This window comes from Mesorhizobium sp. M0663 (genome assembly GCF_040320585.1).
GTDB lineage: Bacteria > Pseudomonadota > Alphaproteobacteria > Rhizobiales > Rhizobiaceae > Mesorhizobium.
This window is the reverse complement of sequence record NZ_JAMYPX010000006.1, coordinates 146,863-173,463: the sequence shown is the minus strand read 5'-3', so window position 1 is coordinate 173,463 and position 26,601 is coordinate 146,863. Positions and strand designations below refer to the sequence as shown.

Sequence of the window (26,601 nt, the reverse complement as noted above, 5' to 3'; positions counted from 1 at the left end):
GGACAGAACCCAGATCGAACCGCCAAACTGAGCCAGTTGTGCAGCCGGCGCCGGACGACTACCTTGTTCCAAGGCATGATGCCGTTCGAAATCGCCGAGAAAAGCCTTCATGAAGGTCGTTGAACGTTACATCATGCGCCGTGCTTTCGCGGTATTCGCGCTGGCGCTCGTCTGGACGCTGGCGATCGTCTGGACGACTCAGGTGCTCGCCCGCATCGACCTCGTCACCGATAGCGGTCAGTCGGCCCTCACCTTCTTCGAAGTCGCAGCGCTGATCATCCCGACGATCGTTCCGATCGTCGTGCCGTTCGCCCTGGTGGTCGCGGTCGCCCAGATCCTCAGCGTGATGAATTCGGATTCGGAGCTGGCCGTCATCAATGCCGCCGGCGCTTCACGATGGACAATCGTCAGGCCGATCATGCTTCTGGCACTCGCAGCCAGCGTTTTTTCGTTCGCGGTCGACAATGGCGTCGACCCTTACGCACGCCAGAAGAACCGCGAATTGATTGCGTCGTCGCGTGCCGATCTGTTGTCGTTGATCATCCAGGAAGGCACCTTCCGCAAGATCGACGACGGCCTGTTCCTGCAGGTTGGGGAACGGCTTCCCGACAATCGCCTCGGCGGCATCTTCGTCGCCGATTCGCGCGAAGAAGGCGTCAATCTCATCTACTACGCCAAGACCGGCAGCATCATCGAACGCGGCGACGAGAAGGTGCTGATGATGAATGACGGCGTCATCCATCGCAAAACCATGACCGGCGACCTCTCGGTGATCCGGTTCACCTCCTACGCCTTCGACTTGTCCGCTTTCATGTCGGCATCATCTGACATCCTGCTTTTGCCGAAGGACCGGACGACCCAGTATCTGCTCAATCCCAGTCCGAACGACAAGATGTACCAGCAAAAGCCGAACAGGTACCTGGCCGAGCTCAACCAGCGTTTTTCCGAGTGGTCCTATTCGCTCGTCTTCGCGCTGATCGCGCTCGCCGTTGCCGGAGATGCGCGCTCGCATCGCGAGGCGCGTGTGCACCCGCTGATCACGGCAATCGCGATCGCGCTGTTCGTGCGCTGGCTCGGGTTCTTTGCCGCCGGCAAGGCCGACAAGGTGCCGCAATATGCCTATATGGTCTACGGCGTCCCGATCGTGGCATCGGCGATCGCCATCTGGTTCATCGTGTCCAACCGGACCATGGAACTGCCGGTTGCCTGGGCCGATTGGATAACCAATCTTGCCGGCCGCTTCAGTGACGGCTGGAGCGCCATCAAGCTCCGTTTTGCCAGGCGTGGCGCATCCGGACAGGGGGCCGGCTGATGGGCTGGACTCTGGGTCGGTACTTCTTCTTTCGCTATGTGACGATCACCATCTGGTTCTTCATCGGCCTCTTGGCGCTGGTGTTCCTGATCGATTTCACCGAGCTTTCCGGCCGCACGACCGGTGTGCCGGGCTTCACCTACGCAACTGCGTTCGCCATTTCGGGGCTCAGGATGCCGATGATCATGCTGCAGACGGTGCCGTTCGTCGGCCTGTTCTCGGCGATGGCGACGTTGGTGTCGCTCAACCGCAAATATGAATTGGTCATTGCCCGTTCCGCCGGGGTTTCCGCATGGCAATTCCTGCTGCCGTGCTGCATCGGGGCGCTGCTGTTTGGAGCCTTGTCGGTCGGCGTCATCAATCCGGTAGCCGCGCACGCCTATTCCTGGTCCGAGGAGATCGAGACCCAGCTCCGTTCGGGCAAGTCGAACAGCGTCTCGGCCGATGCTGCGCCCTGGATCAGGCAGAAAACCAACGCCGGCGACACCATCATCGGCGCGCGCGCCATTCTCAATCAAGGCCTGGAGATGGCCGACGCGGTCTTCTTCAGCTTCAGCCCGCAAGGCGACATCATCGAGCGCAAGGATGCGGCGCGCGCCTTTTTGCGGGACGGCTACTGGGAATTGCAGGACGTCAAGGTGTTCCGGGACGGTACCATCCAGTCGTTACCCAGCGATCGGCTGCCGACCAATCTCAAGCCGGAATTCGTGCAAGAGCGGTTGGCGCGCCCTGAGACCATTCCCTTCTACGATCTGCCCGGCAAGATCGAAGTGGCCCGCTCCTTCGGCCTCAAGGCAAACGCCTTCGCCATGCAGTTCAATTCCCTGATTGCGCTGCCCTTCCTGCTTGTCGCGATGACGCTGATTGCGGCAACGGTATCAATGCGATTTGCGAGGATGGGGCAGTCGGCAACGATGATTCTGGGTGGCATCGTGGCCGGCTTTCTGCTTTATGTCGTTTCGGTGCTGGTCAAGGCATTCGGCGTAGCGGGATTCGTACCCACGGCCGTAGCGGCTTGGGTCCCGGTTGTCGTGGCTATGTTCTTCGGGGTGACATTCCTGCTATACAAGGAAGACGGCTAGTGAGGGAGGCGGTTTTGCGCAGCCATAGGCACGCCGGTTTGGCACGCCTCTCTGCGGCGAGCGCCTTGGCGTGCCTGCTTGCCAGCGTCGCCCCGGTTGCTCCGGCTTTTGCCCAGAACGTCAGTGAGCTGGCAACGAAGGTTCCGAGCGGCACGCAGATGCTGCTGGCAGCCGATACGCTGGTCTACGACAACGACAAGCAGACGGTGACGGCCGTCGGCGGCGTCCAGATCGACTATGGCGGCAACCGTCTGGTCGCCCAGCGGGTCGAATACAACCGCAACACCAAACGCCTCGTCGCCAGCGGCAATGTCGAACTCGTCAATAGCGACGGCACCAAAATCTATTCGCAGCATGCCGACATCACTGACGATTTCGCCGACGGCTTCGTCAACGCGCTGCGGGTCGAGACCATAGACAAGGCGTATTTCGCCGCCGAAAGTGCGGAGCGCATGGGCGGCGTGCTGACGACGTTCCACAATGGCGTCTACACCGCCTGCGAGCCGTGCGAGGACAAGCCCGACAAAGCGCCGACCTGGCGTATCAAGGCCAGGAAGATCATCTGGAACGGCGAGAAGAAGACGGTTCGCTTCGAGAACTCGAATTTCGAGTTCTTCGGCTTTCCGCTGGCCTATCTGCCGGCTTTCGAGATCGCCGACCCAACGGTCAAGCGCAAGAGCGGCTTCCTGATCCCCGGCGTCGCCTACAAGAGCGATCTCGGCGTCGGTGTTAAAGTCCCCTATTATTTCGCGCTCTCGCCGACCTACGATCTCACTGTCACTGGCAGCGGCTATACCAAGCAAGGTTTCCTCGGTGAGGCCGAGTGGAGGCAGCGCTTCAACAACGGTCAGTACAGCCTGAAGATTGCGGGCATCCGGCAGGAGAATCCCGACGCATTCATCGACGACAATGGCCACAACGTGAATTCGGGTACCGAAGGCGACCCGAACAGGTTCCGCGGCATGATGGGCACCCAGGGCCAGTTCGCCATCAACCCGCGCTGGGACTTCGGCTGGGACATCCTGCTGCAGAGCGACAAGAATTTCGCGCGCACCTACGACATCGATGGCTTCAACGATAGCGTGCACCGCTCCGAGGTGTACCTGACGGGGCTCAACGATCGCAATTACTTCGATGTGCGCGCCATGCACTTCGAGGTTCAGGAAGACACGCTCGCCAGCGATCCGACTGCACGCGCCGCCAAGCAGCCCTGGGTGCTGCCCTCGCTCGACTACGCCTATATCCCCGACATGCCGGTGGCCGGCGGGCAGCTGTCGTTCGACGTCAACGCGCGGGTTATTGACCGCGACAGGCTCGATACGGCTCTTGCAAATTCGGGCATCCCTTCGTCCGTCAACAACGTCCGCGGCATCGACGGTCAATCCGGCCGCCTTACCGCGGAAGCCGAATGGAAGCGCACCTTCACCACCGATGGCGGGCTGCTGCTGACACCGCTCCTGGCGCTGCGCGGCGACGCCGGCTACGTCAACGCCTCCTCGGCCTCGCTCGACGCCGTCAACCAGATGGCGACCAATCTCGGCGTCGAGGACGATATGCGTTCATCGCTTGCCCGCTACATGGCGACCGCCGGCCTTGAGATGCGCTGGCCGGTGCTGTTTTCGATGACCAGTTCCAGCCATGTCTTCGAACCGATGGCGCAGGTATTCATGCGTCCGAACGAGCAATATGTCGGCGGGCTGGCGGTCCCCAACGAGGACGCTCAGAGCTTCGTCTTCGACGCCACGACGCTGTTCGAGCGCGACAAATTCTCGGGCTATGACCGCATGGAAGGCGGCACACGCGCCAATGTCGGGCTGCGCTATTCCGGCGCATATGACAATGGCTGGGGCACCAATGCGGTGTTCGGCCAATCCTACCAGCTGGGCGGCCAGAACTCGTTCGGCACGCCGGACCTGGTCAATGTCGGCGCCTATTCAGGTCTTGAAACTGCAACCTCCGACTATGTCGGCCTTGTCGGCTTCAACAGCCCCAGCGGGTTTTCCGGCTCGGTCAGCGGCCGTTTCGACGAGCAAAGCTTCGAGATCCGCCGCGCTGAGGTAAAGGCCGCCTTTTCAGGCCTGCCGGTATCGCTGAGCGCCAAATACGCCTTCATCCAGGCGCAGCCGCTCTATGGCTTCTCGACCGATCGCCATGAGGTTACGCTCGGCGCCTCGACGCATCTTGCCGAGAATTGGCGCGTCTTTGGCACCGGCACGTATGATCTGGAGCAGAGCGTTCTGGTCAAGGACGGGGTCGGCTTTGCCTATAGTGATTCGTGCTTTACCTATTTGATGACGTTTTCGGAAAGACGTGACCTGAACACCAAGGAAGTATCGCAGAACGTCGGCTTCAACCTGTCGTTCCGCACGCTCGGCGATTTCGGCTCGTCGCAACGCTCCATCGACACCATTCAATAACGGGCAGCGGTCGGCAACGGGGCGCCTGGCGGACGACATTGTTTCGCCGCATAGAGCAGGCACGAATTTTGACGGCCTGAACTGGATAGGGTGGGCCGAATCGGGATGGAATTGGGATGCTTTCGATGAGGAAATACCTCTTTTCGGCAGGGTTCGCGCTGCTGGTGGCGTTCTCGACCACCGCGGTGACGCGGCCAGTTTTCGCCACCGAGATCAAATACGTCGTCAACAATATACCGATAACCACCGGCGACATCCAGCATCGGGCCGCTTTCCTGCGCCTGCAGCACAGAAAGGGCGATGCCGGCCAGGAAATGATCGACCAGACGCTGCGCCTGGCCGAAGCCCGGCGGCTCGGCATCCGCATCAGCGACGCGCAGGTCGATGCCGCTTATCAGCGTTTCGCCACCAGCAACAAGATGCCGCTCAAGCAGCTTGACGGCGCGATGGCGCAATCCGGCGTCACCAAGGAGCATTTCAAGGAGTTTATCCGGGCGCAGATGGCCTGGAACCAGGCGCTGACCGCGCGTTCCCGTTCCGGAGACGGTGGCGGCGCAATGAGCGAGCAGGACCTCGTCAAGCGCATGCTCGAAAAAGGCGGCAGCAAACCGAGCGCCACTGAGTACATGCTGCAGCAGGTCATCTTCGTGGTGCCGGCGGCCGAGCGCAGCGCGACGCTGGCCAAGCGCAAACGCGAAGCCGATGCCATGCGCGCCCGCTTCAACGGCTGCAACACCACCCGCGAATTCGCCAAGGGCCTGATCGATGTCACCGTTCGCGATCTCGGCCGGGTGTTGGCGCCGCAATTGCCGGCGGACTGGGCCGAGCAGATAAAGGCTACAAAGGTCGGCGGCGCCACCACGACGCGCGAAACCGACCGCGGTGTCGAATTCATCGGCATCTGCTCGTCGCGCGAAGTGTCAGACGACAAAGCCGCGCAGATGGTGTTCCAGAGTGAAGGTTCGAACGACAAGAACGCCGACGAACTCTCGAAGAAATATGTCGAGGAGTTGCGGAAGAAAGCCCGCATAATCGAGCGCTGAAGTCGAAGCGCCGTGCCTGACGCAGAGCTTCCGCTGGCGTTGAGCGTCGGCGATCCGTCCGGCGTGGGGCCGGACATCGCCATCGCTGCTTGGCAGGCCCGCGATAGCGCTGGCGTTCCGTCTTTTTATCTCCTTGCCGATCCGGCACTGATTGCCGCGCGGGCGCACAGGCTCGGCACCGATATCGCGATTGCCGAGACGACGCCGGCGTTAGCGCCGGGGGTGTTTTCGCGCGCGCTGCCGGTGGTGGCGCTTGCTGCCCGTTTCGTCGACAGTCCCGGCCGCCCGGATCCAGCCAACGCCGCCGGCATCATCGAGGCGATCGACCGCGCCGTTGCCGACTGCCTGGCCGGCCGCGCTGCCGCGGTCGTCACCTGCCCCATCGCCAAGAAGCCGCTCTACGACGCCGGCTTTCGCTTTCCCGGCCACACCGAATATCTGGCGCATCTGGCATCGCTTCACACCGGCACCCAAGTGACGCCTGTGATGCTGCTTGCCGGACCGGACCTGCGCACCGTGCCGGTCACCATCCACATCGCGCTGGCCGAGGTGCCGAAAGCGCTGACGACGGACCTTATCGTCGCCACCGGCCGCATCACCGCCGCCGACCTTGCGAACCGCTTCGGAATTGCCAAGCCGCGGCTCGCCATTGCCGGCCTCAACCCGCATGCCGGCGAAGGCGGCACCATGGGCACCGAAGACGAGCGGATCGTGCGCCCGGCAGTCGACCGGCTGAGGCAGGAGGGGATCGACGCCTTCGGGCCATTGCCGGCCGACACGCTGTTTCATGCTCGCGCCCGCGCCGGCTACGACGTGGCGCTCTGTATGTATCACGACCAGGCGCTGATCCCGGCCAAGGCGCTGGCGTTTGACGAGGCGGTCAACGTCACGCTCGGCCTGCCCTTCGTCCGCACCTCGCCCGACCACGGCACCGCCTTCGACATCGCCGGCAAGGGCATCGCCCGTGCCGGCAGCCTGATTGCAGCGCTGAAACTCGCTCGCGTTCTTGCCGATACCGGGAAAAGGCCGTAGGCCCTGAGCCCAATCAGCCAAATTCGATGGCCTTAACCCGATGAGCCCGCCTGATGAGCCCAGCCCGATGAGCATAGACGGCCTGCCGCCACTGCGCGAGGTGATCGAGCGCCATGGGCTGCAGGCGAAAAAGGCGCTGGGCCAGAATTTTCTGCTCGACCTTAACCTGACAAGCAAGATTGCGCGAACCGCCGGCGACCTGAGCGACGTTACGGTTATCGAGGTCGGTCCCGGTCCGGGCGGGCTGACTCGTGCCCTGCTCCTCAACGGCGCCCGGCGGGTCGTCGCGATCGAGCGCGACGAGCGCTGCCTGGCGGCCTTGGCCGAGATCGCGAACCACTATCCGGGTCGGCTCGAGATCGTAGCCGGCGATGCGCTGAAAGCTGATTTTGCAGCGCTTGCAAAAGGAGTGCCGGGAAGCGGCGGGTCGGCGAAAATCGTTGCCAACCTGCCCTACAATATCGGCACCGAATTGCTGATCCGCTGGCTGACCGTCACCGAGTGGCCGCCGTTCTACACATCGATGACGCTGATGTTCCAGCGCGAGGTCGCCGAACGCATTGCAGCCAGCCCCGGCAGCGAGGCCTATGGTCGGCTCGGCGTGCTGGCCGGCTGGCGGACGGAGGCGAGGATTGCCTTCGACGTACCGCCGCAGGCGTTCACGCCGCCACCCAAGGTGACGTCCTCGGTGGTGCATCTTGTGCCGCGTGCCAACCCCTTGCCGGCAGAGGTGAAACGGCTCAGCCGCGTCACCGAAGCGGCATTCGGCCAGCGCCGGAAAATGCTGCGGCAGAGCGTGAAAAGCCTCGGCGGCGAGGCACTGCTCACCCGCGCCGGCATCGATCCGACCAGGCGTGCGGAGACGCTCAGCGTCGAGGAATTCGTTCGCCTGACCAACGCGGTGTGATGCCGGGAAGCGTCCGCGTGGAATTTCCGCTCTCATGGCATAGATAGCCGGACAAACCCTGCCCGGAGACAAACAGTGGCCGCCTATGTCATTTCCGACGTCACGATCCGTGACGCAGAGGCTATCGAAGCCTATCGCGCCAGCGCGGCTGCCTCCATCGCCCAGCATGGCGGGCGCTATCTGGTACGCGGCGGCGAGGTGGAAAGGTTGGAAGGCGACTGGTCTCCCGGGCCGCTGATCATCGTGGAATTCCCCGACATGGACACGGCGCGGCGTTGGTACCGCTCCGCCGAATATGCCGCGGCATTGGAACTGCGCGACGCCGCGCTCAGCCGCAATCTGATCCTGGTCGCGGGGACAGCGCCTTGATCAATCCGTCTTTTCGTCGAGCAGCCCCGAGACGAAATCGAAGAGGCCCGGCCGGCGATCGCGTCTGAGCCGTTCGGCCGTGACGATGCCCCGCACCTCGGCGAAAGCGCGGTCGAGATCGTCGTTGACTATGACGAAATCATATTCCTTCCAGTGCTCGATCTCGTTGCGGGCGTTCTTGAGCCGCGTCTCGATCACCGCTTCCTGGTCCTCGGCGCGACGCTTCAGCCGCGCCTTCAATTCCTTCATCGATGGCGGCAGGATGAATATCGAGACGATGTCGGCGCGCATCTTCTCCTTGAGTTGCTGAGCGCCTTGCCAGTCGATGTCGAACAGCATGTCGCGGCCTTCGGCCAGCGCCTGTTCAGCCGGCTCGCGCGGCGTCGCGTAGCAATTGCCGTGCACCTCCGCCCATTCGAGCAGCGCATCGGAATCGCGCAGCCGCTCGAACTCGCGCATGGTACGGAAGTGGTAATGGACGCCCTCGATCTCGCTGCCGCGGCGTGGCCGCGTGGTGACCGAGACCGACAATTCCAGGCTGGAATCGCTCTCCAGCAGATTGCGCGCAATCGTCGACTTGCCGGCGCCTGACGGCGACGACAAGACCAGCATCAGCCCGCGGCGCCGAATGCGGGAACCCACATCCCTAGCGGTCATGGGGCTTGGCAGTCATGTGGCTTGGCATCGGGATCATTCCAGATTCTGGACCTGTTCGCGAAACTGGTCGACGACCGCCTTCAGTTCCAGCCCGATGGCGGTGACCGCGGCAGCATTCGACTTGGAACACAGCGTATTCGATTCGCGGTTGAATTCCTGTGCCAGGAAATCGAGCTTGCGGCCGATGGCGCCACCGCCGGCGAGCAGTGCCCGCCCCGACGCCACGTGTGTCTTCAGCCGGTCGATTTCCTCGCGTATGTCGGCCTTGGTGGCCAGGAACGCCGCTTCCATATGCAGCCGGCTGGCGTCCAGGTTGGCAGACGCGTCCATCAACAGGCGGATCTGCTCGGCGAGCCTTTCGCGGATCGTGGCCGGTTCGCGTGATGGATCGGCCTCGGCCCGCAGCGTCAGCGCCTCGATGGCATCGATATGGCCGGACAGCAGGGAACGAAGTGCCGCACCTTCGCCCTGGCGCGCCTGCTGCAGCCCGTTCAGTGCTGCTTCCAGCGCCGACAGTATTGCGGTATCGAGCGCACTGCGCGCCTCTTCGGTTTCGATGGTTTCGGGAATGTCGAGGACGCCGCGCAGCGCAAGCAGCCCGTCGGCCGCCGCAGGGGCTACTCCGAACTGCTCCTGCAGCCGCTTGGCCAACTCCGCCAGATCCTTCAGGAAAGCCTCGTTGACCACGGGTTGCGCTTGAGCGCCGGCGGCGCGGCCAATGGTCAGCGTCATCTGGAAATTGCCGCGCGCAAAACGCTTTTGCACCGTCTGCCGGACGGCCGGCTCCAGCCGGTCGAAACCTTGCGGCAGCCGCAGCCTGACCTCGACGCTTTTGCCGTTGACGGACTTGGCTTCCCAGGCAATCGAAGTGCCGTCGTGTTCGGCGACACTGCGCGCAAAACCGGTCATGCTCTGCAAGTTCATGTAGCCGTGCGTCCCTTTGCCGAATGCCCCTCAAGCCGGAGCGATTTTCTCCGGACAGGATCATGTGAATTTCAATGCCATAGCAGCCCTTGCACATCCACCCGGACATGCACAGGGCCAACCTGATGGCGTCCGGCCCTACTGGGCGGCGGTGGCGCCCGCATCGTCAACGATGGCTCCCGCCGGCGTGTCGGCTCCGGTATTGGTTGCTCCGGCCTTGGCGGCGTCCTGGGCCTGTTTTTTCAGCAGTGCGCGGTAGCGAGCGACATTCTCGTTATGCTCATCGAGCGTCGAGGCAAAGACGTGCCCGCCGCTGCCGTCGGCGACGAAGTAGAGATCGCTGGTCTTCGACGGATTGGCGACTGCCTCCAGCGCCGCACGGCCGGGATTGGCGATCGGCGTCGGCGGTAAGCCGTTGATCAGATAGGTGTTGTAGGGCGTCGGCTTCTGGATGTCCGACTGATAGATCGGGCGGTCGATGGGTTTGCCCTTGCCGCCGAACAGGCCGTAGATGATGGTCGGGTCCGACTGCAGCCGCATACCCTTGGCCAGCCGGTTGAGGAAGACGGCGGCTACGCGCGAGCGCTCATCGCCCTTGCCGGTCTCCTTCTCGACGATAGAGGCCAGGGTGACAAAATCCTCAACGTTGGCGATCGGCAAATCCGGCGCTCGGCGCTGCCAGACCTCGTCGACCAGCTTCGTCTGGTCGGCCAGAAGCTTGTCGACCATCTGCTGGCGTGTTGCGCCGCGGGTGAAACGCAGCGTGTCGGTGGCGAGGCTGCCCTCAGGTGGAGTGGTCGACGGCATATCGCCGGTCAGCGCGTCCTGCTCGGCAATCCGTTGCAGCGCCTGCGCGACCGTCAGCCCCTCGGGGATAGTCAGCGAATACATCACCGACTTGCCGCTCTTCAGCAGTTCCATGATATCGTGCATCGACGCCTGCGGCTTGATCTCGTATTCGCCGGCCTTCAGGGCGGAATCATTGCCGAAGGCGCGCACGCCAAGGCGGAAAATGCGGGCGTCGCTGATCAGCCCTCGCCGCTCAAGCTGGTCGGCGATCTCCTGGACGCCGCTATTCGGCTTGACCAGGAAAGTGTCGCCATTGGCCGACGGGCCGGGCTCGTTGAACTCCTGCTTGCCGAAATACAGCGCAACGCCTGCCGCCAGCACCATCAGCATCACCGAAGAGATGACGAAGTTCATGAACACGACGAACTGGCTGCGCGAGGCACGCGAGCGCTTCGGCGGCGGCGTGCCGGCCTCGGGCCGCAACGCCTCACTGGCCGTCTTCGGCACGATCGGGCCGGGCGTTGCTGCCCGTTGCCCGAATTCCCCGTTATCGGCCGGATTTGTGTTCATAGCGCCCTACCATTTGATCTTGCGACGAATCCCCTCGGGCAGAGTAGGGGCGAATATGGCAAAATTGACGGCAGACGGAAACCGGCAGAGCGGTCAGCCATTGTAGCGCTGGAAGACGAGCGAGGCGTTGGTGCCACCGAAGCCGAAGGAGTTGGACAGCGCCACGTCGATCTGCCGGGCCCGCGGCTTGTGCGGCACCAGGTCGATCGCCGTTTCGCGCTCCGGATTGTCAAGATTGATGGTCGGCGGCGCAATGTTGTCGCGAATGGCGAGGATCGAAAAGATCGCCTCGGCAGCACCAGCCGCGCCCAGCAGGTGGCCAATCGACGATTTGGTCGACGACATCGATATCTTCGAGGCGGCGTTGCCGACCAGCCGCTCGACGGCGCCGAGTTCGATCGTATCGGCCATGGTCGAGGTGCCGTGCGCGTTGATGTAGTCGACATCGGCCGGCGTCAGCTTCGCCCGGTTCAGCGCCGCGGTCATGCAACGGAAAGCGCCGTCGCCGTCTTCGGCAGGCGCGGTGATGTGATAGGCGTCACCGGTCAGACCGTAGCCGGTGACCTCGGCATAGATCTTGGCGCCGCGGGCCTTGGCGTGTTCGAGTTCCTCGAGCACGACAACACCGGCGCCCTCGCCCATGACGAAGCCGTCGCGATCGCGATCATAGGGGCGTGAGGCCGTTTGTGGCGCGTCGTTGCGCTCGGTGGAGAGCGCGCGGCAAGCGGCGAACCCGGCGATCGACAGTCTCGTCACCGGCGCTTCGGCGCCGCCTGCGACCATAACGTCGGCATCGCCCCAGATGATCAGCCGGGCGGCATCGCCGATGGCGTGCGCACCGGTCGAGCAAGCGGTGACGACGGCATGGTTGGGGCCTTTCAGCCCATGCCGGATCGAGACCTGACCGGAGACGAGGTTGATGATCTGGCCAGGGATGAAGAATGGGCTGATGCGGCGCGGACCGCGTTCCTTGAGGATCATCGCATTCTCGGCGATGCCTTCGATGCCGCCGATGCCCGAACCGATCAGCACGCCGGTGGCGCACTGTTCCTCATGCGTCTTCGGCTGCCAGCCGGAATCCTTGAGTGCCTCGTCGGCGGCCGCGATCCCGTACAGGATGAAGTCGCCGATCTTGCGCAGTTCCTTCGGCTCGAGAACGGCTTCAGGATTGAAAGTGGCATTGGAGCCGTCACCGCGCGGAATGACGTGGGCGACCTTGCAGGCAAGGTCTTCCACCTCGAATTCGGTGATGCGCTTGGCTGCGCTGCGGCCGGTCAGAAGCTCCTTCCAGCTGTGCTCGAAGCCCATGCCGAACGGCGAAAGCAGCCCAAGGCCCGTGACGACGACACGCCTCATCGCAGGTCCTCCCCGGTGATGACTGCAAATAGCGTCAGGCGGAGGCCTTGTCGATGTATTTCACCGCATCGCCAACAGTCAGGATGGTCTCGGCGGCGTCGTCCGGGATTTCGACACCGAACTCTTCTTCGAACGCCATGACAAGTTCGACCGTGTCGAGGCTGTCCGCGCCCAGATCATCGATGAAGCTCGCCTGCTCCGTCACCTTCTCGGCATCGACGCCAAGGTGCTCGATGACGATCTTCTTGACGCGCTCTGCGGTGTCACTCATTTGGGCATCCTCGTCTTTTGGTTGTCTGTCTTCGTTAGCGGGCAGAATGCCGCTAATCAAGCTGAAAGATGGTCCTGCCGGAAACGCAGCGGAACAGGACCGGTTTTTGCCCGAACCGCCGGGTTGCGGGCGGCATTACACGAAAAATCCCGTGCATCCAAGACGGAATGAAGCGTTTTCCCAAGTGTTAGATCATTGCCATGCCGCCATTCACATGAATGGTCTGGCCGGTGACGTAGGCCGCCTCGTTAGAAGCTAGGTAGGCGACGGCAGAGGCGACTTCGGCGCCCGTGCCCATGCGCCGGGTCGGGATCGCCGCCATGATCGCCTCTTTCTGCTTGTCGTTGAGCTTGGCGGTCATCGCCGATTCGATGAAGCCCGGGGCGACGCAGTTGACGGTGATATTGCGGGTGGCGATCTCCTGCGCCAGCGATTTGGAAAAGCCGATCATACCGGCTTTGGAGGCGCAGTAGTTGGTCTGGCCGGGATTGCCGGTGACGCCAACCACTGAAGTGATGTTGATGATGCGGCCATGGCGGCGCCGCATCATCGGATGGGTAAGCTCGCGGGTCAGCCGGAACACGGCGGTCAGGTTGACCTCGAGCACGCTATCCCAGTCGGCGTCAGCCATGCGTACGAACAACCCGTCCTTGGTGATGCCGGCATTGTTGACGAGGATGTCGACGCCTTCGAGGTCGGCCTCCGCCTTCTGGCCGAGCGCCTTGACGTCGTCGCGGTTGGAAAGATTGGCCGGGAAAAGCTTGACCCGGTCGCCCAGTTCGGCGGCCAGCGCCTCCAGTTTCTCGATACGTGTGCCATGCAGGCCGACGATGGCGCCCTGGCCGTGCAGCACGCGGGCGATCGCCTCGCCGATACCTCCCGATGCGCCGGTGACGAGCGCCTTGCGGCCGGTCAATTCGAACATTCTTGCCTCCTGATCTGAGCGAACACCCTTCGCATGGAGCGGGGTCAAATCGCCAGTTGATTATGCAAGCGCCGCCAGCGCCGCCTCGACATCCGCCGCGGATCCGATGGCAGTGGTGGCAATATCGCGGTTGATGCGGCGGGCCAGCCCCGACAGCACCTTGCCGGCGCCCACTTCGTAAAGCGTCGCAACGCCGTTGCTGCCGAACCACTCCACCGTTTCGCGCCAGCGCACGCGCCCGATCACCTGTTCGACGAGTCGGCGGGCGATCTCGTCGGGATCGCTCGTCGGGGTCACCGTAACATTGGAGACCAGCGGCACGACCGGCGCACTCTTCGTCACGGCGGCCAGCGCCTCCCGCATGATCTCGGCCGCAGGCTTCATCAATGCCGAATGGAAGGGCGCCGAGACCTGCAGCATCAGCGCCCGCTTGGCGCCCTTCTCCGTGCATAGCCTCGCCGCCAGTTCGACCACTGGCCTGGCGCCGGAGATCACCAGCTGGCCGCCGCCATTGTCATTGGCGATCTGGCAAACCAAGGCTTGTGCGGGATCTTTGGCGGCGCCCTGGGCGGCCTCTGCGCAAGCGGCTTCGACGTCGGCCTGTTCCAGCCCGATGATCGCCGCCATGGCGCCCTCGCCGGCCGGCACAGCCGCCTGCATGGCGTTGCCGCGGATGCGCAACAGCCGGGCGGCGTCGGCGACCGAAACGAAACCTGCGGCCGCAAGTGCCGAATATTCGCCGAGCGAGTGGCCGGCGACATAGGTGACCTTGCCGTTCAGGGAGAAGCCGCGCGCCTCCAGCGCCCGGATTGCGGCAAGCGACACCGCCATCAGCGCCGGCTGGGCGTTGGCGGTCAGCGTCAGCGTCTCTTCCGGGCCTTCCCAGATCAGCTTCGATAGGTTTTCGCCGAGCGCGTCGTCAACTTCCTCGAAGATCCGCCGCGATTCCACAAAGGTATCGGCGAGGTCCTTGCCCATGCCGACAGCCTGGCTGCCCTGCCCCGGAAAGGTGAATGCGATGGCCATCGGCGGCTCCCAGCTGCTGGTTCACGTTGCCTGTGACGCAAGGCGTGCGGCCAAGTCAAGTCCAACCTTGATCGCGTAATATCGGCCGAGTGCCTGTTTCGGCAGGCTTTTTGGCGATCACTCATGATGAAAACCGCTCACGATTTGTTTGCTGGCTCTTCTTATTTCCGCCGCAGGCGCTAAGCTTTGCGTGACAGTTCGATGACAATCGAGTGACGCTTTTGTTGCGGGCCGGGGAACTATTGAAGTGGCAAAGACCAAGCAGAGCGCAGCCGAGGCGGCGCCCCAGTTTCTTGAAGGCGATCCGTCGACCGGCTATCTGCCGGCGCGCAAATGGCCTGTCATCCGCTATGGCCTTATCAGCTTGCTGGCTGCGGCCATCCTTGTGTTTGCCATCGAACTGATCGTGCGCGGCAACTTTGCCGGCACCATTGATTTCTTTCTGCAGCCTTTCAAACCCGGCTGGACCACGATCATCATTTTTGCGCTGATCCTCATCGGCCTCGACGCCGTGCTCGGCCGCAGTCACCAGAGCCTGATGATCGTCGCGCCGCTGACATTGTCGCTGGCGTTCGTCGGCCACCAGAAGTCGCTGTATCTCGGCGATCCGCTCTATCCGACCGATTTCCTCTATTCCCGGCAGATCGTGGCATTGATGCCGCTTCTGGTACGCGATCGCCCGGGAACCGCCATTGCCCTGGCGATCGGCATCGTCGGCGGGCTGTCGCTGCTCGTCTATGGCTGGCGGCTATGGCGCCGCCGCGTTCCGGCACTCAGCCACAAGGGCCGCCTTGCCCGGCTGACGCTGACGGTGCCGCTGATCGCCTTCTTCGTCTCCATCATGGACTATGCCACTTTCTCGTGGACACGCGACCGGCTGCAGATCATCCCGATCATGTGGGACCAGAAGGAAAACTATGCCTCGAACGGTTTTGCGCTCGCCTTCGCGCTGAACGTCCCGATGGCGCATGTCTCGGCGCCGCCCGGCTATTCCGGCAAGGCGATCGAAGCGATCGGCAAACCGCAGGTGACGGCTTCGGTACCCGCCGAGAAGCCCGACATCATCGTCGTCATGAGCGAATCCTTCTGGGATCCGACCAAGCTACCCGGCGTCACCATCACGCCCGACCCTATCCCCAATGTGCGGGCACTGCGCACGGGTTACATGTTCTCGCCCGAGTTCGGCGGCATGACGGCCAACATCGAGTTCGAGGCCCTGACCGGCTTTTCCAACGCCTTCCTGCCGGCGGGCAGCATTCCCTACCAGCAATATGTGCGGACACCGACTCCCTCGCTGGCGACCTTCCTGAAAAGTCAAGGCTACCGGGCGCGCGCTATCCATCCCGGCACTAACTGGTTCTGGAACCGGGGGGCCGTCTATGCCGATTTCGGCTTCAACGACTTCAAGTCCGAGGAGACGTTGCCGCCCATGCAGAAGCGCGGACCGCTCGCGTCGGACGCTGCGATGACCGACGAGATTATCCACGAAGCCGATACCAGCGCCGAGCCGGTCTTCTTTTTCGCCGTCAGCCTGCAGAACCACGGGCCGTATGAGCCGTATCGCTATAACAATCCGACCCACAAGGTGCAGGCGCCGATCAGCCAATGGGCGCGTGAATCGCTGTTGAGCTATGCCGAAGGCTCTTCCGACGCGGACCGCGGCCTCGAGCGGCTGATCGAATGGGCGAAGAAACGCGAGCGGCCGACCGTCATCGCGTTCTTCGGCGACCATCTGCCGCCGCTTGGGCCGGTCTACGTCGAGACCGGCTTCCTGAAGGACAATGTTGCGCCGCGCAAGGAGGCGGCCGACCAGATGCTGCTGCACCACCAGACGCCGCTGATCGTCTGGTCGAATCGCAGCGGCCCGGCCGAGGATCTGGGCGCCGTCAGCCCGTCCTTCCTGCCCTACCATATCCTGAAGACAGCCGGCATCAGCCATCCCTATTACACCGGCTTCCTCGGACAGTTGCGAGAGCGCTACCGCGTTATCGACCGCAATTTGCTTTTGGCACCGGGGGGCGACGCCACCCCCGATTGGTCGCGTCAGAAAGAGATCGATCCGGCAATCCGCGACTTCCGTCTGCTGCAATACGACATGATGTTCGGCAAGCGCCATGCGGCGCCCGATTTCTTCCCCGAAACCACAGGCAAAGTGGCTGCACACACGAGTTGAGCAGCGGCGGCGGGAGAGCGGCCGACGTCGTTCAGTTCGTCAAGTGCAGCTGCGAAATCGAGCTTCCGATTTTCAGGAAGACGCTTTCGAGCTGACTGACGTCGTTGGTCGGGTAATAATCCGACGGCGACGATGCGCAGGCCTCGTAAAGCTTGCGGTTGGCTGCGGTGTCGGCCTGCAGCAGCACTGTGAATATCTGCACGTCCTGCTTCTTCAATGTGTTGCATACATTGGTTGTCCAATCGTCGACATTGCGCGCAGCCGCGGTCTGGTCGCTGGATCCAAACCGACCCGAGGCCAGGAATCCGTAGGAGCCATAGTCCGACTTCTGTGGCGTATCCTTCGCGCCATAGACAACATTCTCGCCGTCGGTGAGCAGCAGCACCGTTTTGGTCGTGCCTGACGCCCTGAACGGCGCGCCGTCGCTGTAAGGCGGTTCCGGCGAGAGCACCCGCATCCCCCATGACAAGCCTTCCGAAACATTGGTCCCCGAGCCGTTCCATTCGATCATCTCACCGACGGCCTTCCGCAATTTGTCGAAATCATCGGTCAGCGGCACTATCGGCGTCGGACAGGCCCGGTTTGGGCCGATAGTCAGTGGGCCTCTCTTGTCGTTGATCAGCTTCATCGTCGAAACACTGTACTTCGCCATGTCGCTGGTGAGGCCGGGAAGCACGGTGACAACGGTATCGTCGAGATAGGAATTGTTGTAGCCGGTCGCTGAATTGCCGTAGGAGCTGGTTGGATTTTTAGCGTTACCTGGATCGTCCGGCGCGAAATAGGGTACGAACAGGGTGTCCGGTTTGTTTTGGTCGGGCGAAATGTCGGAAACATTGTTGGTTCCGGGCCGCGCTTCGACGCAGCCTCTCCATTCGACGCCCAATTGCTTGAACAGGTCCATATGGTTGACGCGCTTGCCGCCGACCAAGGGGAAATTGGCGCCATTGTTCGGCGATTTGCCGGCCATGTCGATCCAGGCCGGATCGTAGTCCTCACCCTTGACGTTGACGGCGGTGACGAACGGCACCACCGCGACACGTACGCTGCGCGTCGGCGACTTCGCCGCTTCGAGCATATCGATCAGGGCCGTCGCCGCCGTCCGCAATGCGCCGATGCGATCGTTGCTGGCCATCGACCCGGTATTGTCGAGCACTAGCACGACTTCGAGCTGATTGGTCGATTCGACGGCGCCGGCATCGACGGTGATGCGCTTGTCGTTGCCGAACAGGAAGGCGAAGTTCAAATTGACGTCCGCCATGGCGACAGCCTTTGTCTGGATGTAATTGAGGCCCCTTTCCACGGTAAGCGTCGCTTCGGCGTTCCTCAACTCGCTGTGGCCGGCGACATTGGTCTGGAAGTAGCGGTCGAAGACGTCCTTGCGCGAAGCCTCGATGTCGCCGAGATGCGATGATGCAAGGTTCGCGGCATCGAGCGCGTTCTGCAAGCTGACCTTGGCCCTCATCAAGGTGGACACGTCCACAGCAAAGGCGACGGCGGTCAGAACCGCAGGCAGCCCGAACGCCAGCATCAGGGCAAAGTTGCCGCTCTTCGAACGGCAGAATTTGTCGAAAAGCATTTTTGTCCCCAAAACCGCCTTGCTGCCGACCTCGCGCAGACTGTTTGCTTTTGCATCGGCATGATGAACGACGGGTTGCCGCCACGCCCGCCGGTGCTGGAACTTCGCATGGTGGTTAAGGTCCGGTTTCAGGAAATCCGTAAGCCTTGCCATCGAGGCCCGTGGCGCTCTGGGACGGTAGGGCCGTTTGCCCTGTCGTTTGGCCTTGCTTTGCGGTCAAATTCCTGTATAGACGCCCGCAATCTGCCGGTCCTTGCTGGGGGCTGAACGGAGGGCCGGAGGTTTTTCGAAACCTTCGTGTGAAGCCAGAAGCGCTTCCGCCTCCCGTGTCTCCGCTCTCGACCGTCTCGTCATGCTCCTTTCTTCCCCGCCTTCGCAAGGATTGCGGGTCAGAGAAGTTGCAGAGGCTTTTGCCGCCGGGAACCGGGAGAGAAACGAAGAAAGGCACGAACACTATGGCTCTATACGAACATGTGTTTCTTGCCCGGCAGGACCTCTCGCAGCAGCAGGTCGATGCGCTTGTCGAACAGTACAAGGGCGTCATCACCGCGAATGGCGGGTCCGTCGGCCGGGTCGAGAACTGGGGACTGAAGTCCCTCACCTACCGGGTCAACAAGAACCGGAAGGCATATTATACACTCATGGACATCACCTGCCCGCCGGCCGCGCTCAATGAAATGGAGCGCCAGATGGGCCTGTCCGAGGACGTACTGCGTTTCCTGACCATCAAGGTCGATGCGCATGAGGAGGGTCCGTCGGCAATGATGCAGAAGCGCGAAGAGCGCTCGGAACGCGGCGGCTTCGGCGATCGCGACCGTGGCGATCGTGGCCCGCGCTCATTCGGCGACCGCGATCGCGGTGACCGTGGTGATCGTCCGCCGCGCAGCTTCGGCGATGGCGGTGCCGATCGTGGCCCGCGCCGTCCGCGCGAAGGCTTTGAAGGAGCCGCAGAATAATGGTCGACATCAACCAGATCCCAACCCGGCGCCCCTTCCACCGTCGCCGCAAGACTTGCCCGTTCTCCGGCGCCAACGCGCCGAAGATCGACTACAAGGACGTGCGGCTTCTGCAGCGCTACATCTCCGAGCGCGGCAAGATCGTGCCATCGCGTATCACCGCCGTCAGCCAGAAGAAGCAGCGCGAACTCGCCAAGGCGATCAAGCGCGCCCGCTTCCTCGGCCTGCTGCCCTACGTGGTCCGCTAACACTTCAGGCGGGCGGTTCGCCGCCCGCTTTTTCACCGGCCACGACGGGCGTAGCCGGATCGAACACCAAATCCCGGGTTGGATTTCGACAAGAGATCCTAACTGCCGCGACAGGCAGGACAGCGACACAGGCGACGACGCCCCAGCTTCCTGACCTGTTCCAGACAATTCGGCGCCGATCCTGAGGATAGGTGCCCAACCGAAGGAACAAAACCATGGAAGTCATTCTTCTCGAACGCGTCTCCCGCCTCGGCCAGATGGGCGATACCGTCAAGGTCAAGGACGGGTTCGCCCGCAATTTCCTGCTGCCGCAAGGCAAGGCGCTGCGCGCCAACGAAGCTAACAAGAAGAAGTTCGAGGGACAGCGGGCCCAGCTCGAAGCCCGCAACCTGGAGCGCAAGTCCGAAGCCGCGCAGATTGCAGAAAAGCTCGACGGCAAGAGCTTCATCGCCGTGCGCTCGGCCGGCGAAACCGGTCAGCTTTATGGTTCGGTCTCGACGCGCGACATCGCCGAGCTGGTGACGGCGGAAGGTTTTTCGGTCAACCGCAACCAGATCCTGCTCAACCAGCCAATCAAGACCATCGGCGTCACCAATGTGGCGATCGCGCTGCACCCGGAAGTCGAGGTTACCATCACGCTCAACATTGCCCGCACGGCCGACGAAGCCGAGCGCCAGGCCAAGGGCGAAACACTGACCACCGCCGAAGCCATCTACGGCGAGGACATCAACGATAATGCGCGGCCGGAAAACTTCTTCGATCCGAATGCCGAGTTCGAAGGCGGCGAAGACAACGGCTGATCGTCATTCGTCGGCATTCGCCGGCTAATCGCTATTCTGGACCAATGCCCGGGCCTCGTACCCGGGCATTTTTATGCCAAATGGAACTTTTCGAACCCCTATATCTTGATGCAGAATAGGACAGCATGTCTGGCCGAGAGGGGACAATTGGTCATGAATATTCTGCTGAAACGCGTTCTCGACCGCCTGGTCCGCACAGGCAATCTCAAGGTGACAGGGCCGCAAGGCTCGATGGTGACTTTCGGTGACGGCAGCGGCGAGCCGGTGCACATGCACATCAAGACAAGGCATGCCGAGCGCGCAATAACCTTCGATCCGATGCTGGCGGTGCCAGAAGCCTACATGGACGGTGAACTCGACATTCTCGAGGGCGGCGTGCTGGGGGTGATGCGGATTGCCTTCCAGAACATGGGCAGCGGCGGTATCGATGCCACCTGGTCGAAGGCGATCGAAGGTCTGCGCCACGCCTTCCGGCGCCTGCAGCAGATCAACACGGCGTCGCGGGCGCGTCGCAACGTGCAGCGCCATTACGATCTGTCGGGCGACCTCTACCGCCTCTTCCTCGATGAGGACATGCAATATTCCTGCGCCTATTTCGAGCAGCCGGACATGACGCTCGACGAGGCACAAGCGGCCAAGAAGCGCCACATCGCCGCCAAGCTCAGGCTGAAGGCCGGCCAGACGGTTCTTGATATCGGCTCCGGCTGGGGTGGGCTTGGGCTCTATCTAGCCAAGGCGTTCGACGTCGACGTGCAAGGCGTGACGCTGTCGACCGAGCAGCACGGCGTCGCCACCGACCGCGCCCATGCGCAAGGCCTGCAAAACCGGGTGCATTTCGACATCAAGGACTATCGCGAGCTCAATGAGCGTTTCGACCGCATCGTCTCCGTCGGCATGTTCGAGCATGTCGGGGTCAATCATTTCCGCACCTTCTTCGACAAGTCGGCGACGCTGCTGAAGCCGGACGGCGTCATGCTGCTGCACACGATCGGCCGCTCCGGCGTGCCGTGGGCAACCAGCGCCTTCATCCGCAAGTACATCTTCCCGGGCGGCTACATCCCGTCGCTATCCGAAGTGATGCCGGCCATCGAAAAATCGGGGCTCGTCGTCACCGATATCGAGGTTCTGCGGCTGCATTATGCCGAGACACTGAAGCATTGGGGCGAGCGCTTCGCGGCCAACCGCGACAAGGCCAAGGCGATTTATGACGAGCGCTTCTGCCGCATGTGGGAGTTCTATCTTGCCGCCTCGGAAGCTGCCTTCCGCTGGCAGGATCTGGTGATCTTCCAGATCCAGATTGCCAAGAAGAACGACACGCTGCCGATGACGCGCGACTACATGGCCAGTTGCGAGAAGGCGCTGGAGATGCGCGATCTTGGACGTCGCGAAAAGGCTCCGGTGGCCAAGCCCACTCGCCGCCGCAAGGTGGCGGATCCGGAGTAGACTGCCGGCATCACGCCATTGCCGCTTGCCATTGCCGGCCGGCACGCTGAAAAGGGTCCCGTCAACGCGGGACCTTTTTCATGACCTACCTCCTCTACGTCGCCGCCGCACTTGCCGAGATCGCCGGCTGCTTTTCGTTCTGGGCGTGGTGGCGGCTGGACAAGTCGCCGCTGTGGTTGGCGCCCGGTCTCGTCTCGCTCGTGCTATTCGCGTGGCTGCTGGCGCTGGTCGACACCAGCGCGGCGGGCCGGGCCTATGCCGCCTATGGCGGCATCTACATTGCCGCCTCGCTGGCCTGGTTGTGGCTGGCGGAAGGCGTGCACCCCGACCGCTGGGATCTTGCCGGTGCCGCGATCTGCATCGTTGGCGCCTCGGTCATTCTGCTCTCACCTCGGACCGCCTAAGCGATGGAACTGCCCGTCCCGCTTAGACAAGGCGTCGACCGCCTTCTCGAACAGGTGCCGTTGCCGATGCTTAAGCAAGCGGCAAAGACGCTGTCGGACCGCTACCGCGCAGAGTTGCGCGACGGTCGCCTGCACATGGCCGAAGACATGGCGGTGAAGGCCTATCTGGCAACGCGGCTACCGGCGACCTATGCGGCCATTCGCGCCAGCCTCGATGCGGTGGGCGAGTCTCGGCCCGACTATGCTCCGAAGACCTTGCTCGATGTCGGCGCCGGCCCTGGCACGGTGCTTTGGGCCACAATCAATCTCTGGCCGGATCTCGAACAGGCGGTGCTACTCGAGGCCGGCGCCGCGGTACGAAGGGTCGGCGAAGTACTTGCCGCGGATGCGATCACGGCCAGGACCGCCTGGCGGACCGGCGACATCACCATCGACCTGGTCGATCTGGAGCCGGCCGAGCTGGTGACTTCAGCCTATGTGCTGGATGAGATCGCGCCGGCATCGCTGGCAAAACTCGTCGACCGGCTCTGGCAGCTGACCGCAGACACGCTGCTGGTGGTCGAGCCGGGCACGCCGGCCGGCTGGCAGCGTATTCTTGCCGTGCGGCGGCAGTTGATCGAGGCGGGCGCGCACGTGCTTGCGCCCTGCCCGCATGAGACGCCCTGTCCGCTCGTCGCCCCCGACTGGTGCCATTTCGCCCGCCGCGTCGCCCGCTCGCGCCTACACCGTCTGGCCAAGGATGCCGAGGTGCCGTGGGAGGACGAGAAATTCATCTTTGTCGCGGCCTCCCGCCATCCGGCCGCTCCGCCTCGAGCGCGAGTGATCGCACCGCCGAAGTCGGGCTCCGGCAAGGTCTTGCTGAAGCTTTGCCAACAGAATGGGAATGCTGCCGAGCGACTGTTCACCAAGCGCGACGGCGAGACGTTCAAGACCGCGCGGCGACTGGACTGGGGTGATGCCTTGCCGGAATGACCGGCAGCTATTTTCCTGTTTTGTTCTCGCCTGAGAACGGCTAGGCTCGCCATCTTGATTCGAGTCAATCGAGATTCTTTCCACCGAAAGATCCTGGCTGTGAATCGCGGGCATCAAAGTTGGTTGGTTTGGGACTGATGCAGATAAGTCATCACCGACTTGTCTCGTTCTGATATCGAGAGACGGGGATCAGGACCGGGGACATTATGGCAGAGGCAGCACGAAAATTCGGCGTGGCGGAAACACCGCTCTATCGCGAGGCGCCGAACAATATCGAGGCCGAGCAGGCGCTGCTCGGCGCCATACTGGTCAACAACGATGCCTTCTACCGCGTCTCCGACTTCCTGAAGCCAGGCCATTTCTACGAGCCGCTGCATAGAAAGATCTTCGAGGTCGCGGCCGAGCTCATCCGCATGGGCAAAATCGCGACGCCGATCACGCTGAAGACCTTCCTGCCGGCCGACGAGAAGGTCGGCGACATGACGGTGGCGCAATATGTCGTGCGGTTGGCGGTCGAGGCCGTCACCGTCGTCAACGCCACCGACTATGGCCGCGCCATCTACGATCTGGCGACGCGGCGCGCGCTAATCACTGTCGGCGAGGACATGGTCAACATCGCCTATGACGCGCCGGTCGACATGTCGCCCTCCGACCAGATCGAGGATGCCGAGCGGCGCCTGTTCGAATTGGCCGAAACCGGCCGCTACGATGGCGGCTTCGAGAGCTTCACTGATGCCGTCAAGACCGCCGTCGACATGGCCAATGCGGCTTATATGCGCGACGGGCATTTGTCGGGCGTTGCTACCGGCTTGCGCGATCTCGACCGCCGCATGGGCGGCCTGCAGTCGTCCGACCTGATCATCATTGCCGGCCGCCCCGGCATGGGCAAGACCTCGCTCGCCACCAATATCGCCTTCAACATCGCCGAGGCCTATGTCCCGGCGCAGCAGGCGGACGGCTCGTTCAAGGCGGCCAATGGCGGCGTCGTCGGCTTCTTTTCGCTCGAAATGTCATCCGAACAGCTGGCCACCCGCATTATTTCCGAACAGACGGAAATCCCGTCGTCGAAAATCCGGCGCGGCGAGATCAGCGAGATGGATTTCGAAAAGCTGGTCGCCTGCTCGCAGACAATGCAGAAAATCCCGCTGTTCATCGACCAGACCGGCGGCATTTCCATCGCTCAGCTGTCGGCCCGCGCGCGTCGCCTGAAGCGCCAGCGCGGCCTCGACGTCATCGTTATCGACTATATCCAGCTGATGCAGGGATCAAGCGCGAAATCCTCGCAAAACCGCGTCCAGGAAATCACCGAGATAACCACCGGCCTCAAGGCACTAGCCAAGGAGCTGGCGGTGCCGATCATCGCGCTGTCGCAGCTGTCGCGCCAGGTCGAGAGCCGCGACGACAAGCGCCCGCAGCTTTCGGATCTGCGCGAATCGGGCTCCATCGAGCAGGACGCCGACGTAGTGCTGTTCGTCTATCGCGAGGAATATTATCTGAAGAACCGCGAGCCGAAGCCGGGCACCGACGAATACATCAAATGGGAACACGAGATGAACGAGATGCGCGGTAAGGCCGAGGTCATCGTCGCCAAACAGCGCCACGGCCCAACGGGATCGGTCAGCCTCGCCTTCCAGGGCGAATTCACCCGCTTCTCGGACCTCGCCGAGGAGCATCATTTGCCGGATCGGTTCGAGTGACCTCTTGATACAGGTCTCATTCCTTCGCACCCCCCTCTGTCCTGCCGGACATCTCCTCCTCAAGGGGGGAGATCGGATGTCATTTCGGCTTTCGGCAATCGTCAATGCTGCTAGATGTACGGCAATATCGGAGCTGCCAATCTCCCCCCTTGAGGGGGAGATGTCCGGCAGGACAGAGGGGGGCGCTGTCCCGCCGACCTGTCTTTCAATTGCCGCAGGCCGCGCCTGATGGCCAAATCCCGTATCCAGTTCATCTGTCAGAATTGCGGATCGGTGCATCAGCGCTGGGCTGGCAAATGCGATGCCTGCGGCGAGTGGAACACGCTGGTCGAGGAAGGTACGTCAGGCGGTATCGGCTCCGGCCCGGCCAATACGCGCAACGCCCGCAAGGGCCGTGCGGTGGTGCTGACCAGCCTCTCCGGCGACATCGAGGACGCGCCGCGCATCGTCTCCGGCATCGGCGAACTCGACCGCGCCACCGGCGGCGGCTTCGTGCGCGGCTCGGCGCTGCTGGTCGGCGGCGATCCCGGCATCGGCAAGTCGACGCTGCTCACCCAGGCCGCGGCCGCGCTGGCGGCAAAGGGCCACCGCATCGTCTATGTCTCTGGCGAAGAGGCGGTCGCGCAGATCAGGCTGCGCGCCCAGCGGCTCGGCGTCGCCGACACCCCGGTCGAGCTCGCCGCCGAAACCAATGTCGAGGACATCCTCGCCACCATCGCCGATGGCAAGCGGCCGGATCTGGTCATTCTCGATTCGATCCAGACGCTGTGGACCGATATGGCCGATTCGGCGCCCGGCACGGTGACCCAGGTGCGTGCCGCCGCCCAGGCGATGATCCGCTTCGCAAAATCCACAGGGGCGGCGATCGTTCTGGTCGGCCACGTCACCAAGGAGGGCCAGATCGCCGGACCGCGCGTCGTCGAGCACATGGTCGACGCGGTGCTCTATTTCGAGGGCGAAGGCGGCCACCACTACCGCATCCTGCGCACGGTCAAGAACCGCTTCGGGCCAACCGATGAGATCGGTGTCTTCGAAATGTCGGACAAGGGCTTACGGGAAGTCGCCAACCCGTCCGAGCTTTTCCTCGGTGAGCGCCATGCGAAGTCGCCGGGTGCCGCGGTTTTCGCCGGCATGGAAGGCACACGGCCGGTGCTGGTCGAGATCCAGGCGCTGGTGGCGCCATCGACGCTGGGCACACCGCGCCGCGCCGTCGTCGGCTGGGACGGTGCCCGGCTGTCGATGATCCTGGCGGTTCTGGAAGCCCATTGCGGCGTCCGCTTCGGCACGCACGACGTCTATCTCAACGTTGCCGGCGGCTACCGCATTTCGGAGCCGGCGGCCGACCTGGCAGTGGCGGCGGCACTGGTTTCCTCGCTCACCGGTCTTGCCCTTCCCGCCGATTGCGTCTATTTCGGCGAAATCAGCCTTTCGGGTGCGGTGAGGCCGGTTGCGCATGCGCAGCAGCGCCTCAAGGAAGCCGAAAAGCTGGGTTTCGGACGCGCGGTTCTGCCCTTGGGCAGCGAGGAACTTGTTGGTGGCAATGGGGTCGGGGGGATCGGAGCCGGCGCTTTCCAGCCCACCGAGCTTGCCGATCTCGTGGCGCGCATAGCCGGCTCTCGGCGCAGCCGCGCCGACGAGCAAGAGTGATGCGG

The 26,601-nt window shown here is 62.9% G+C and carries 24 protein-coding genes; 16 read left to right on the top strand and 8 right to left on the bottom strand.

Annotated features, from left to right (window positions below; all coding sequences use genetic code 11):
* Positions 1 to 109 precede the first annotated feature (109 nt).
* The 7 genes from lptF to NKI54_RS14640 all read left to right on the top strand — a co-directional run bounded on the left by lptF (position 110) and on the right by NKI54_RS14640 (position 8,162).
* Positions 110 to 1,312 carry an LPS export ABC transporter permease LptF gene (lptF, locus tag NKI54_RS14670; protein ID WP_352569685.1) on the top strand — a complete coding sequence of 401 codons (1,203 nt, stop codon included), beginning with the start codon at positions 110 to 112 and terminating at the stop codon, positions 1,310 to 1,312.
* A complete protein-coding gene (gene lptG / locus NKI54_RS14665; RefSeq protein WP_023677695.1) occupies positions 1,309 to 2,394 on the top strand; it encodes an LPS export ABC transporter permease LptG in 1,086 nt (361 codons plus the stop codon). Before lptF ends, lptG begins: the two co-directional genes overlap by 4 nt.
* A complete protein-coding gene (locus tag NKI54_RS14660; RefSeq protein WP_352638430.1) occupies positions 2,394 to 4,811 on the top strand; it encodes an LPS-assembly protein LptD in 2,418 nt (805 codons plus the stop codon). Before lptG ends, NKI54_RS14660 begins: the two co-directional genes overlap by 1 nt.
* Positions 4,812 to 4,927: 116 nt before the next feature.
* Positions 4,928 to 5,854, top strand: coding sequence for a peptidylprolyl isomerase (locus NKI54_RS14655; RefSeq protein ID WP_352579243.1), 927 nt, complete (start codon positions 4,928 to 4,930; stop codon positions 5,852 to 5,854).
* A gap of 12 nt (positions 5,855 to 5,866) precedes the next feature.
* The gene (gene pdxA, locus NKI54_RS14650; protein WP_352638429.1) at positions 5,867 to 6,886 is read left to right on the top strand and encodes a 4-hydroxythreonine-4-phosphate dehydrogenase PdxA; all 1,020 of its coding nucleotides are present in this window, start codon (positions 5,867 to 5,869) and stop codon (positions 6,884 to 6,886) included.
* Between the two features lie 67 nt (positions 6,887 to 6,953).
* Positions 6,954 to 7,793, top strand: coding sequence for a 16S rRNA (adenine(1518)-N(6)/adenine(1519)-N(6))-dimethyltransferase RsmA (rsmA, locus tag NKI54_RS14645; RefSeq protein ID WP_023677699.1), 840 nt, complete (start codon positions 6,954 to 6,956; stop codon positions 7,791 to 7,793).
* A 75-nt stretch (positions 7,794 to 7,868) separates the two neighbouring features.
* Positions 7,869 to 8,162, top strand: a complete 294-nt coding sequence (locus tag NKI54_RS14640) for a DUF1330 domain-containing protein (protein WP_023677700.1) — start codon at positions 7,869 to 7,871, stop codon at positions 8,160 to 8,162.
* Here NKI54_RS14640 and gmk read toward each other — a convergent pair whose 3' ends face one another.
* The 7 genes from gmk to fabD form a co-directional block, all read right to left on the bottom strand.
* Positions 8,163 to 8,819, bottom strand: a complete 657-nt coding sequence (gene gmk, locus NKI54_RS14635; protein ID WP_023677701.1) for a guanylate kinase — start codon at positions 8,817 to 8,819, stop codon at positions 8,163 to 8,165. It lies immediately after the preceding gene.
* Positions 8,820 to 8,852: 33 nt separating this feature from the next.
* Positions 8,853 to 9,743 (bottom strand): YicC/YloC family endoribonuclease, encoded by an 891-nt coding sequence (locus tag NKI54_RS14630; RefSeq protein ID WP_352638428.1) that lies wholly within the window; start codon positions 9,741 to 9,743, stop codon positions 8,853 to 8,855.
* A 138-nt stretch (positions 9,744 to 9,881) separates the two neighbouring features.
* Positions 9,882 to 11,102, bottom strand: coding sequence for an endolytic transglycosylase MltG (gene mltG, locus NKI54_RS14625; protein WP_352638427.1), 1,221 nt, complete (start codon positions 11,100 to 11,102; stop codon positions 9,882 to 9,884).
* A 93-nt stretch (positions 11,103 to 11,195) separates the two neighbouring features.
* Positions 11,196 to 12,458, bottom strand: a complete 1,263-nt coding sequence (gene fabF / locus NKI54_RS14620; protein ID WP_352467164.1) for a beta-ketoacyl-ACP synthase II — start codon at positions 12,456 to 12,458, stop codon at positions 11,196 to 11,198.
* Between the two features lie 34 nt (positions 12,459 to 12,492).
* Positions 12,493 to 12,729, bottom strand: a complete 237-nt coding sequence (locus NKI54_RS14615) for an acyl carrier protein (protein WP_127851501.1) — start codon at positions 12,727 to 12,729, stop codon at positions 12,493 to 12,495.
* 187 nt (positions 12,730 to 12,916) lie between these two features.
* Complete coding sequence (fabG, locus tag NKI54_RS14610) at positions 12,917 to 13,654, bottom strand: 3-oxoacyl-[acyl-carrier-protein] reductase (protein WP_352453223.1); 738 nt, start codon at positions 13,652 to 13,654, stop codon at positions 12,917 to 12,919.
* A gap of 60 nt (positions 13,655 to 13,714) precedes the next feature.
* Positions 13,715 to 14,680 (bottom strand): ACP S-malonyltransferase, encoded by a 966-nt coding sequence (fabD, locus tag NKI54_RS14605; protein WP_352638426.1) that lies wholly within the window; start codon positions 14,678 to 14,680, stop codon positions 13,715 to 13,717.
* A 247-nt stretch (positions 14,681 to 14,927) separates the two neighbouring features.
* Here fabD and NKI54_RS14600 point away from each other — a divergent pair, with 247 nt between their 5' ends.
* Complete coding sequence (locus tag NKI54_RS14600) at positions 14,928 to 16,853, top strand: LTA synthase family protein (RefSeq protein ID WP_023677707.1); 1,926 nt, start codon at positions 14,928 to 14,930, stop codon at positions 16,851 to 16,853.
* A gap of 31 nt (positions 16,854 to 16,884) precedes the next feature.
* Here NKI54_RS14600 and NKI54_RS14595 read toward each other — a convergent pair whose 3' ends face one another.
* Positions 16,885 to 18,429, bottom strand: coding sequence for a pilus assembly protein TadG-related protein (locus NKI54_RS14595; RefSeq protein WP_352625006.1), 1,545 nt, complete (start codon positions 18,427 to 18,429; stop codon positions 16,885 to 16,887).
* Between the two features lie 455 nt (positions 18,430 to 18,884).
* Here NKI54_RS14595 and rpsF point away from each other — a divergent pair, with 455 nt between their 5' ends.
* The 8 genes from rpsF (at position 18,885) to radA (ending at position 26,596) form a co-directional block, all read left to right on the top strand.
* Positions 18,885 to 19,385 (top strand): 30S ribosomal protein S6, encoded by a 501-nt coding sequence (rpsF, locus tag NKI54_RS14590; protein WP_292663863.1) that lies wholly within the window; start codon positions 18,885 to 18,887, stop codon positions 19,383 to 19,385.
* The gene (gene rpsR, locus NKI54_RS14585; protein ID WP_006203718.1) at positions 19,385 to 19,633 is read left to right on the top strand and encodes a 30S ribosomal protein S18; all 249 of its coding nucleotides are present in this window, start codon (positions 19,385 to 19,387) and stop codon (positions 19,631 to 19,633) included. Before rpsF ends, rpsR begins: the two co-directional genes overlap by 1 nt.
* A gap of 215 nt (positions 19,634 to 19,848) precedes the next feature.
* Positions 19,849 to 20,433 carry a 50S ribosomal protein L9 gene (gene rplI, locus NKI54_RS14580; RefSeq protein ID WP_254820243.1) on the top strand — a complete coding sequence of 195 codons (585 nt, stop codon included), beginning with the start codon at positions 19,849 to 19,851 and terminating at the stop codon, positions 20,431 to 20,433.
* A 153-nt stretch (positions 20,434 to 20,586) separates the two neighbouring features.
* Positions 20,587 to 21,876 carry a cyclopropane fatty acid synthase gene (locus NKI54_RS14575; protein WP_352542731.1) on the top strand — a complete coding sequence of 430 codons (1,290 nt, stop codon included), beginning with the start codon at positions 20,587 to 20,589 and terminating at the stop codon, positions 21,874 to 21,876.
* Positions 21,877 to 21,956: 80 nt separating this feature from the next.
* On the top strand, positions 21,957 to 22,280 hold the full coding sequence (locus NKI54_RS14570; RefSeq protein WP_352638423.1) for a YnfA family protein: 324 nt from the start codon (positions 21,957 to 21,959) through the stop codon (positions 22,278 to 22,280).
* Between the two features lie 3 nt (positions 22,281 to 22,283).
* The gene (locus NKI54_RS14565) at positions 22,284 to 23,252 is read left to right on the top strand and encodes a small ribosomal subunit Rsm22 family protein (protein ID WP_352638421.1); all 969 of its coding nucleotides are present in this window, start codon (positions 22,284 to 22,286) and stop codon (positions 23,250 to 23,252) included.
* A gap of 206 nt (positions 23,253 to 23,458) precedes the next feature.
* The gene (locus NKI54_RS14560; RefSeq protein WP_023677714.1) at positions 23,459 to 24,949 is read left to right on the top strand and encodes a replicative DNA helicase; all 1,491 of its coding nucleotides are present in this window, start codon (positions 23,459 to 23,461) and stop codon (positions 24,947 to 24,949) included.
* A 228-nt stretch (positions 24,950 to 25,177) separates the two neighbouring features.
* Complete coding sequence (gene radA, locus NKI54_RS14555; RefSeq protein WP_352637895.1) at positions 25,178 to 26,596, top strand: DNA repair protein RadA; 1,419 nt, start codon at positions 25,178 to 25,180, stop codon at positions 26,594 to 26,596.
* Positions 26,597 to 26,601: the final 5 nt, after the last annotated feature.

What these genes read in the sequence shown, in the direction of transcription:
- fabF (WP_352467164.1), bottom strand. Translation starts at nt 12,458, where the DNA reads ATGAGGCGTGTCGTCGTCACGGGCCTTGGGCTGCTTTCGCCGTTCGGC.
- NKI54_RS14655 (WP_352579243.1), top strand. Translation starts at nt 4,928, where the DNA reads ATGCTTTCGATGAGGAAATACCTCTTTTCGGCAGGGTTCGCGCTGCTG.
- NKI54_RS14615 (WP_127851501.1), bottom strand. Translation starts at nt 12,729, where the DNA reads ATGAGTGACACCGCAGAGCGCGTCAAGAAGATCGTCATCGAGCACCTT.
- rpsF (WP_292663863.1), top strand. Translation starts at nt 18,885, where the DNA reads ATGGCTCTATACGAACATGTGTTTCTTGCCCGGCAGGACCTCTCGCAG.
- fabG (WP_352453223.1), bottom strand. Translation starts at nt 13,654, where the DNA reads ATGTTCGAATTGACCGGCCGCAAGGCGCTCGTCACCGGCGCATCGGGA.
- NKI54_RS14565 (WP_352638421.1), top strand. Translation starts at nt 22,284, where the DNA reads ATGGAACTGCCCGTCCCGCTTAGACAAGGCGTCGACCGCCTTCTCGAA.
- rsmA (WP_023677699.1), top strand. Translation starts at nt 6,954, where the DNA reads ATGAGCATAGACGGCCTGCCGCCACTGCGCGAGGTGATCGAGCGCCAT.
- mltG (WP_352638427.1), bottom strand. Translation starts at nt 11,102, where the DNA reads ATGAACACAAATCCGGCCGATAACGGGGAATTCGGGCAACGGGCAGCA.
- lptF (WP_352569685.1), top strand. Translation starts at nt 110, where the DNA reads ATGAAGGTCGTTGAACGTTACATCATGCGCCGTGCTTTCGCGGTATTC.
- rplI (WP_254820243.1), top strand. Translation starts at nt 19,849, where the DNA reads ATGGAAGTCATTCTTCTCGAACGCGTCTCCCGCCTCGGCCAGATGGGC.
- NKI54_RS14560 (WP_023677714.1), top strand. Translation starts at nt 23,459, where the DNA reads ATGGCAGAGGCAGCACGAAAATTCGGCGTGGCGGAAACACCGCTCTAT.
- NKI54_RS14570 (WP_352638423.1), top strand. Translation starts at nt 21,957, where the DNA reads ATGACCTACCTCCTCTACGTCGCCGCCGCACTTGCCGAGATCGCCGGC.
- NKI54_RS14630 (WP_352638428.1), bottom strand. Translation starts at nt 9,743, where the DNA reads ATGAACTTGCAGAGCATGACCGGTTTTGCGCGCAGTGTCGCCGAACAC.
- rpsR (WP_006203718.1), top strand. Translation starts at nt 19,385, where the DNA reads ATGGTCGACATCAACCAGATCCCAACCCGGCGCCCCTTCCACCGTCGC.
- gmk (WP_023677701.1), bottom strand. Translation starts at nt 8,819, where the DNA reads ATGACCGCTAGGGATGTGGGTTCCCGCATTCGGCGCCGCGGGCTGATG.
- NKI54_RS14575 (WP_352542731.1), top strand. Translation starts at nt 20,587, where the DNA reads ATGAATATTCTGCTGAAACGCGTTCTCGACCGCCTGGTCCGCACAGGC.
- fabD (WP_352638426.1), bottom strand. Translation starts at nt 14,680, where the DNA reads ATGGCCATCGCATTCACCTTTCCGGGGCAGGGCAGCCAGGCTGTCGGC.
- radA (WP_352637895.1), top strand. Translation starts at nt 25,178, where the DNA reads ATGGCCAAATCCCGTATCCAGTTCATCTGTCAGAATTGCGGATCGGTG.
- NKI54_RS14595 (WP_352625006.1), bottom strand. Translation starts at nt 18,429, where the DNA reads ATGCTTTTCGACAAATTCTGCCGTTCGAAGAGCGGCAACTTTGCCCTG.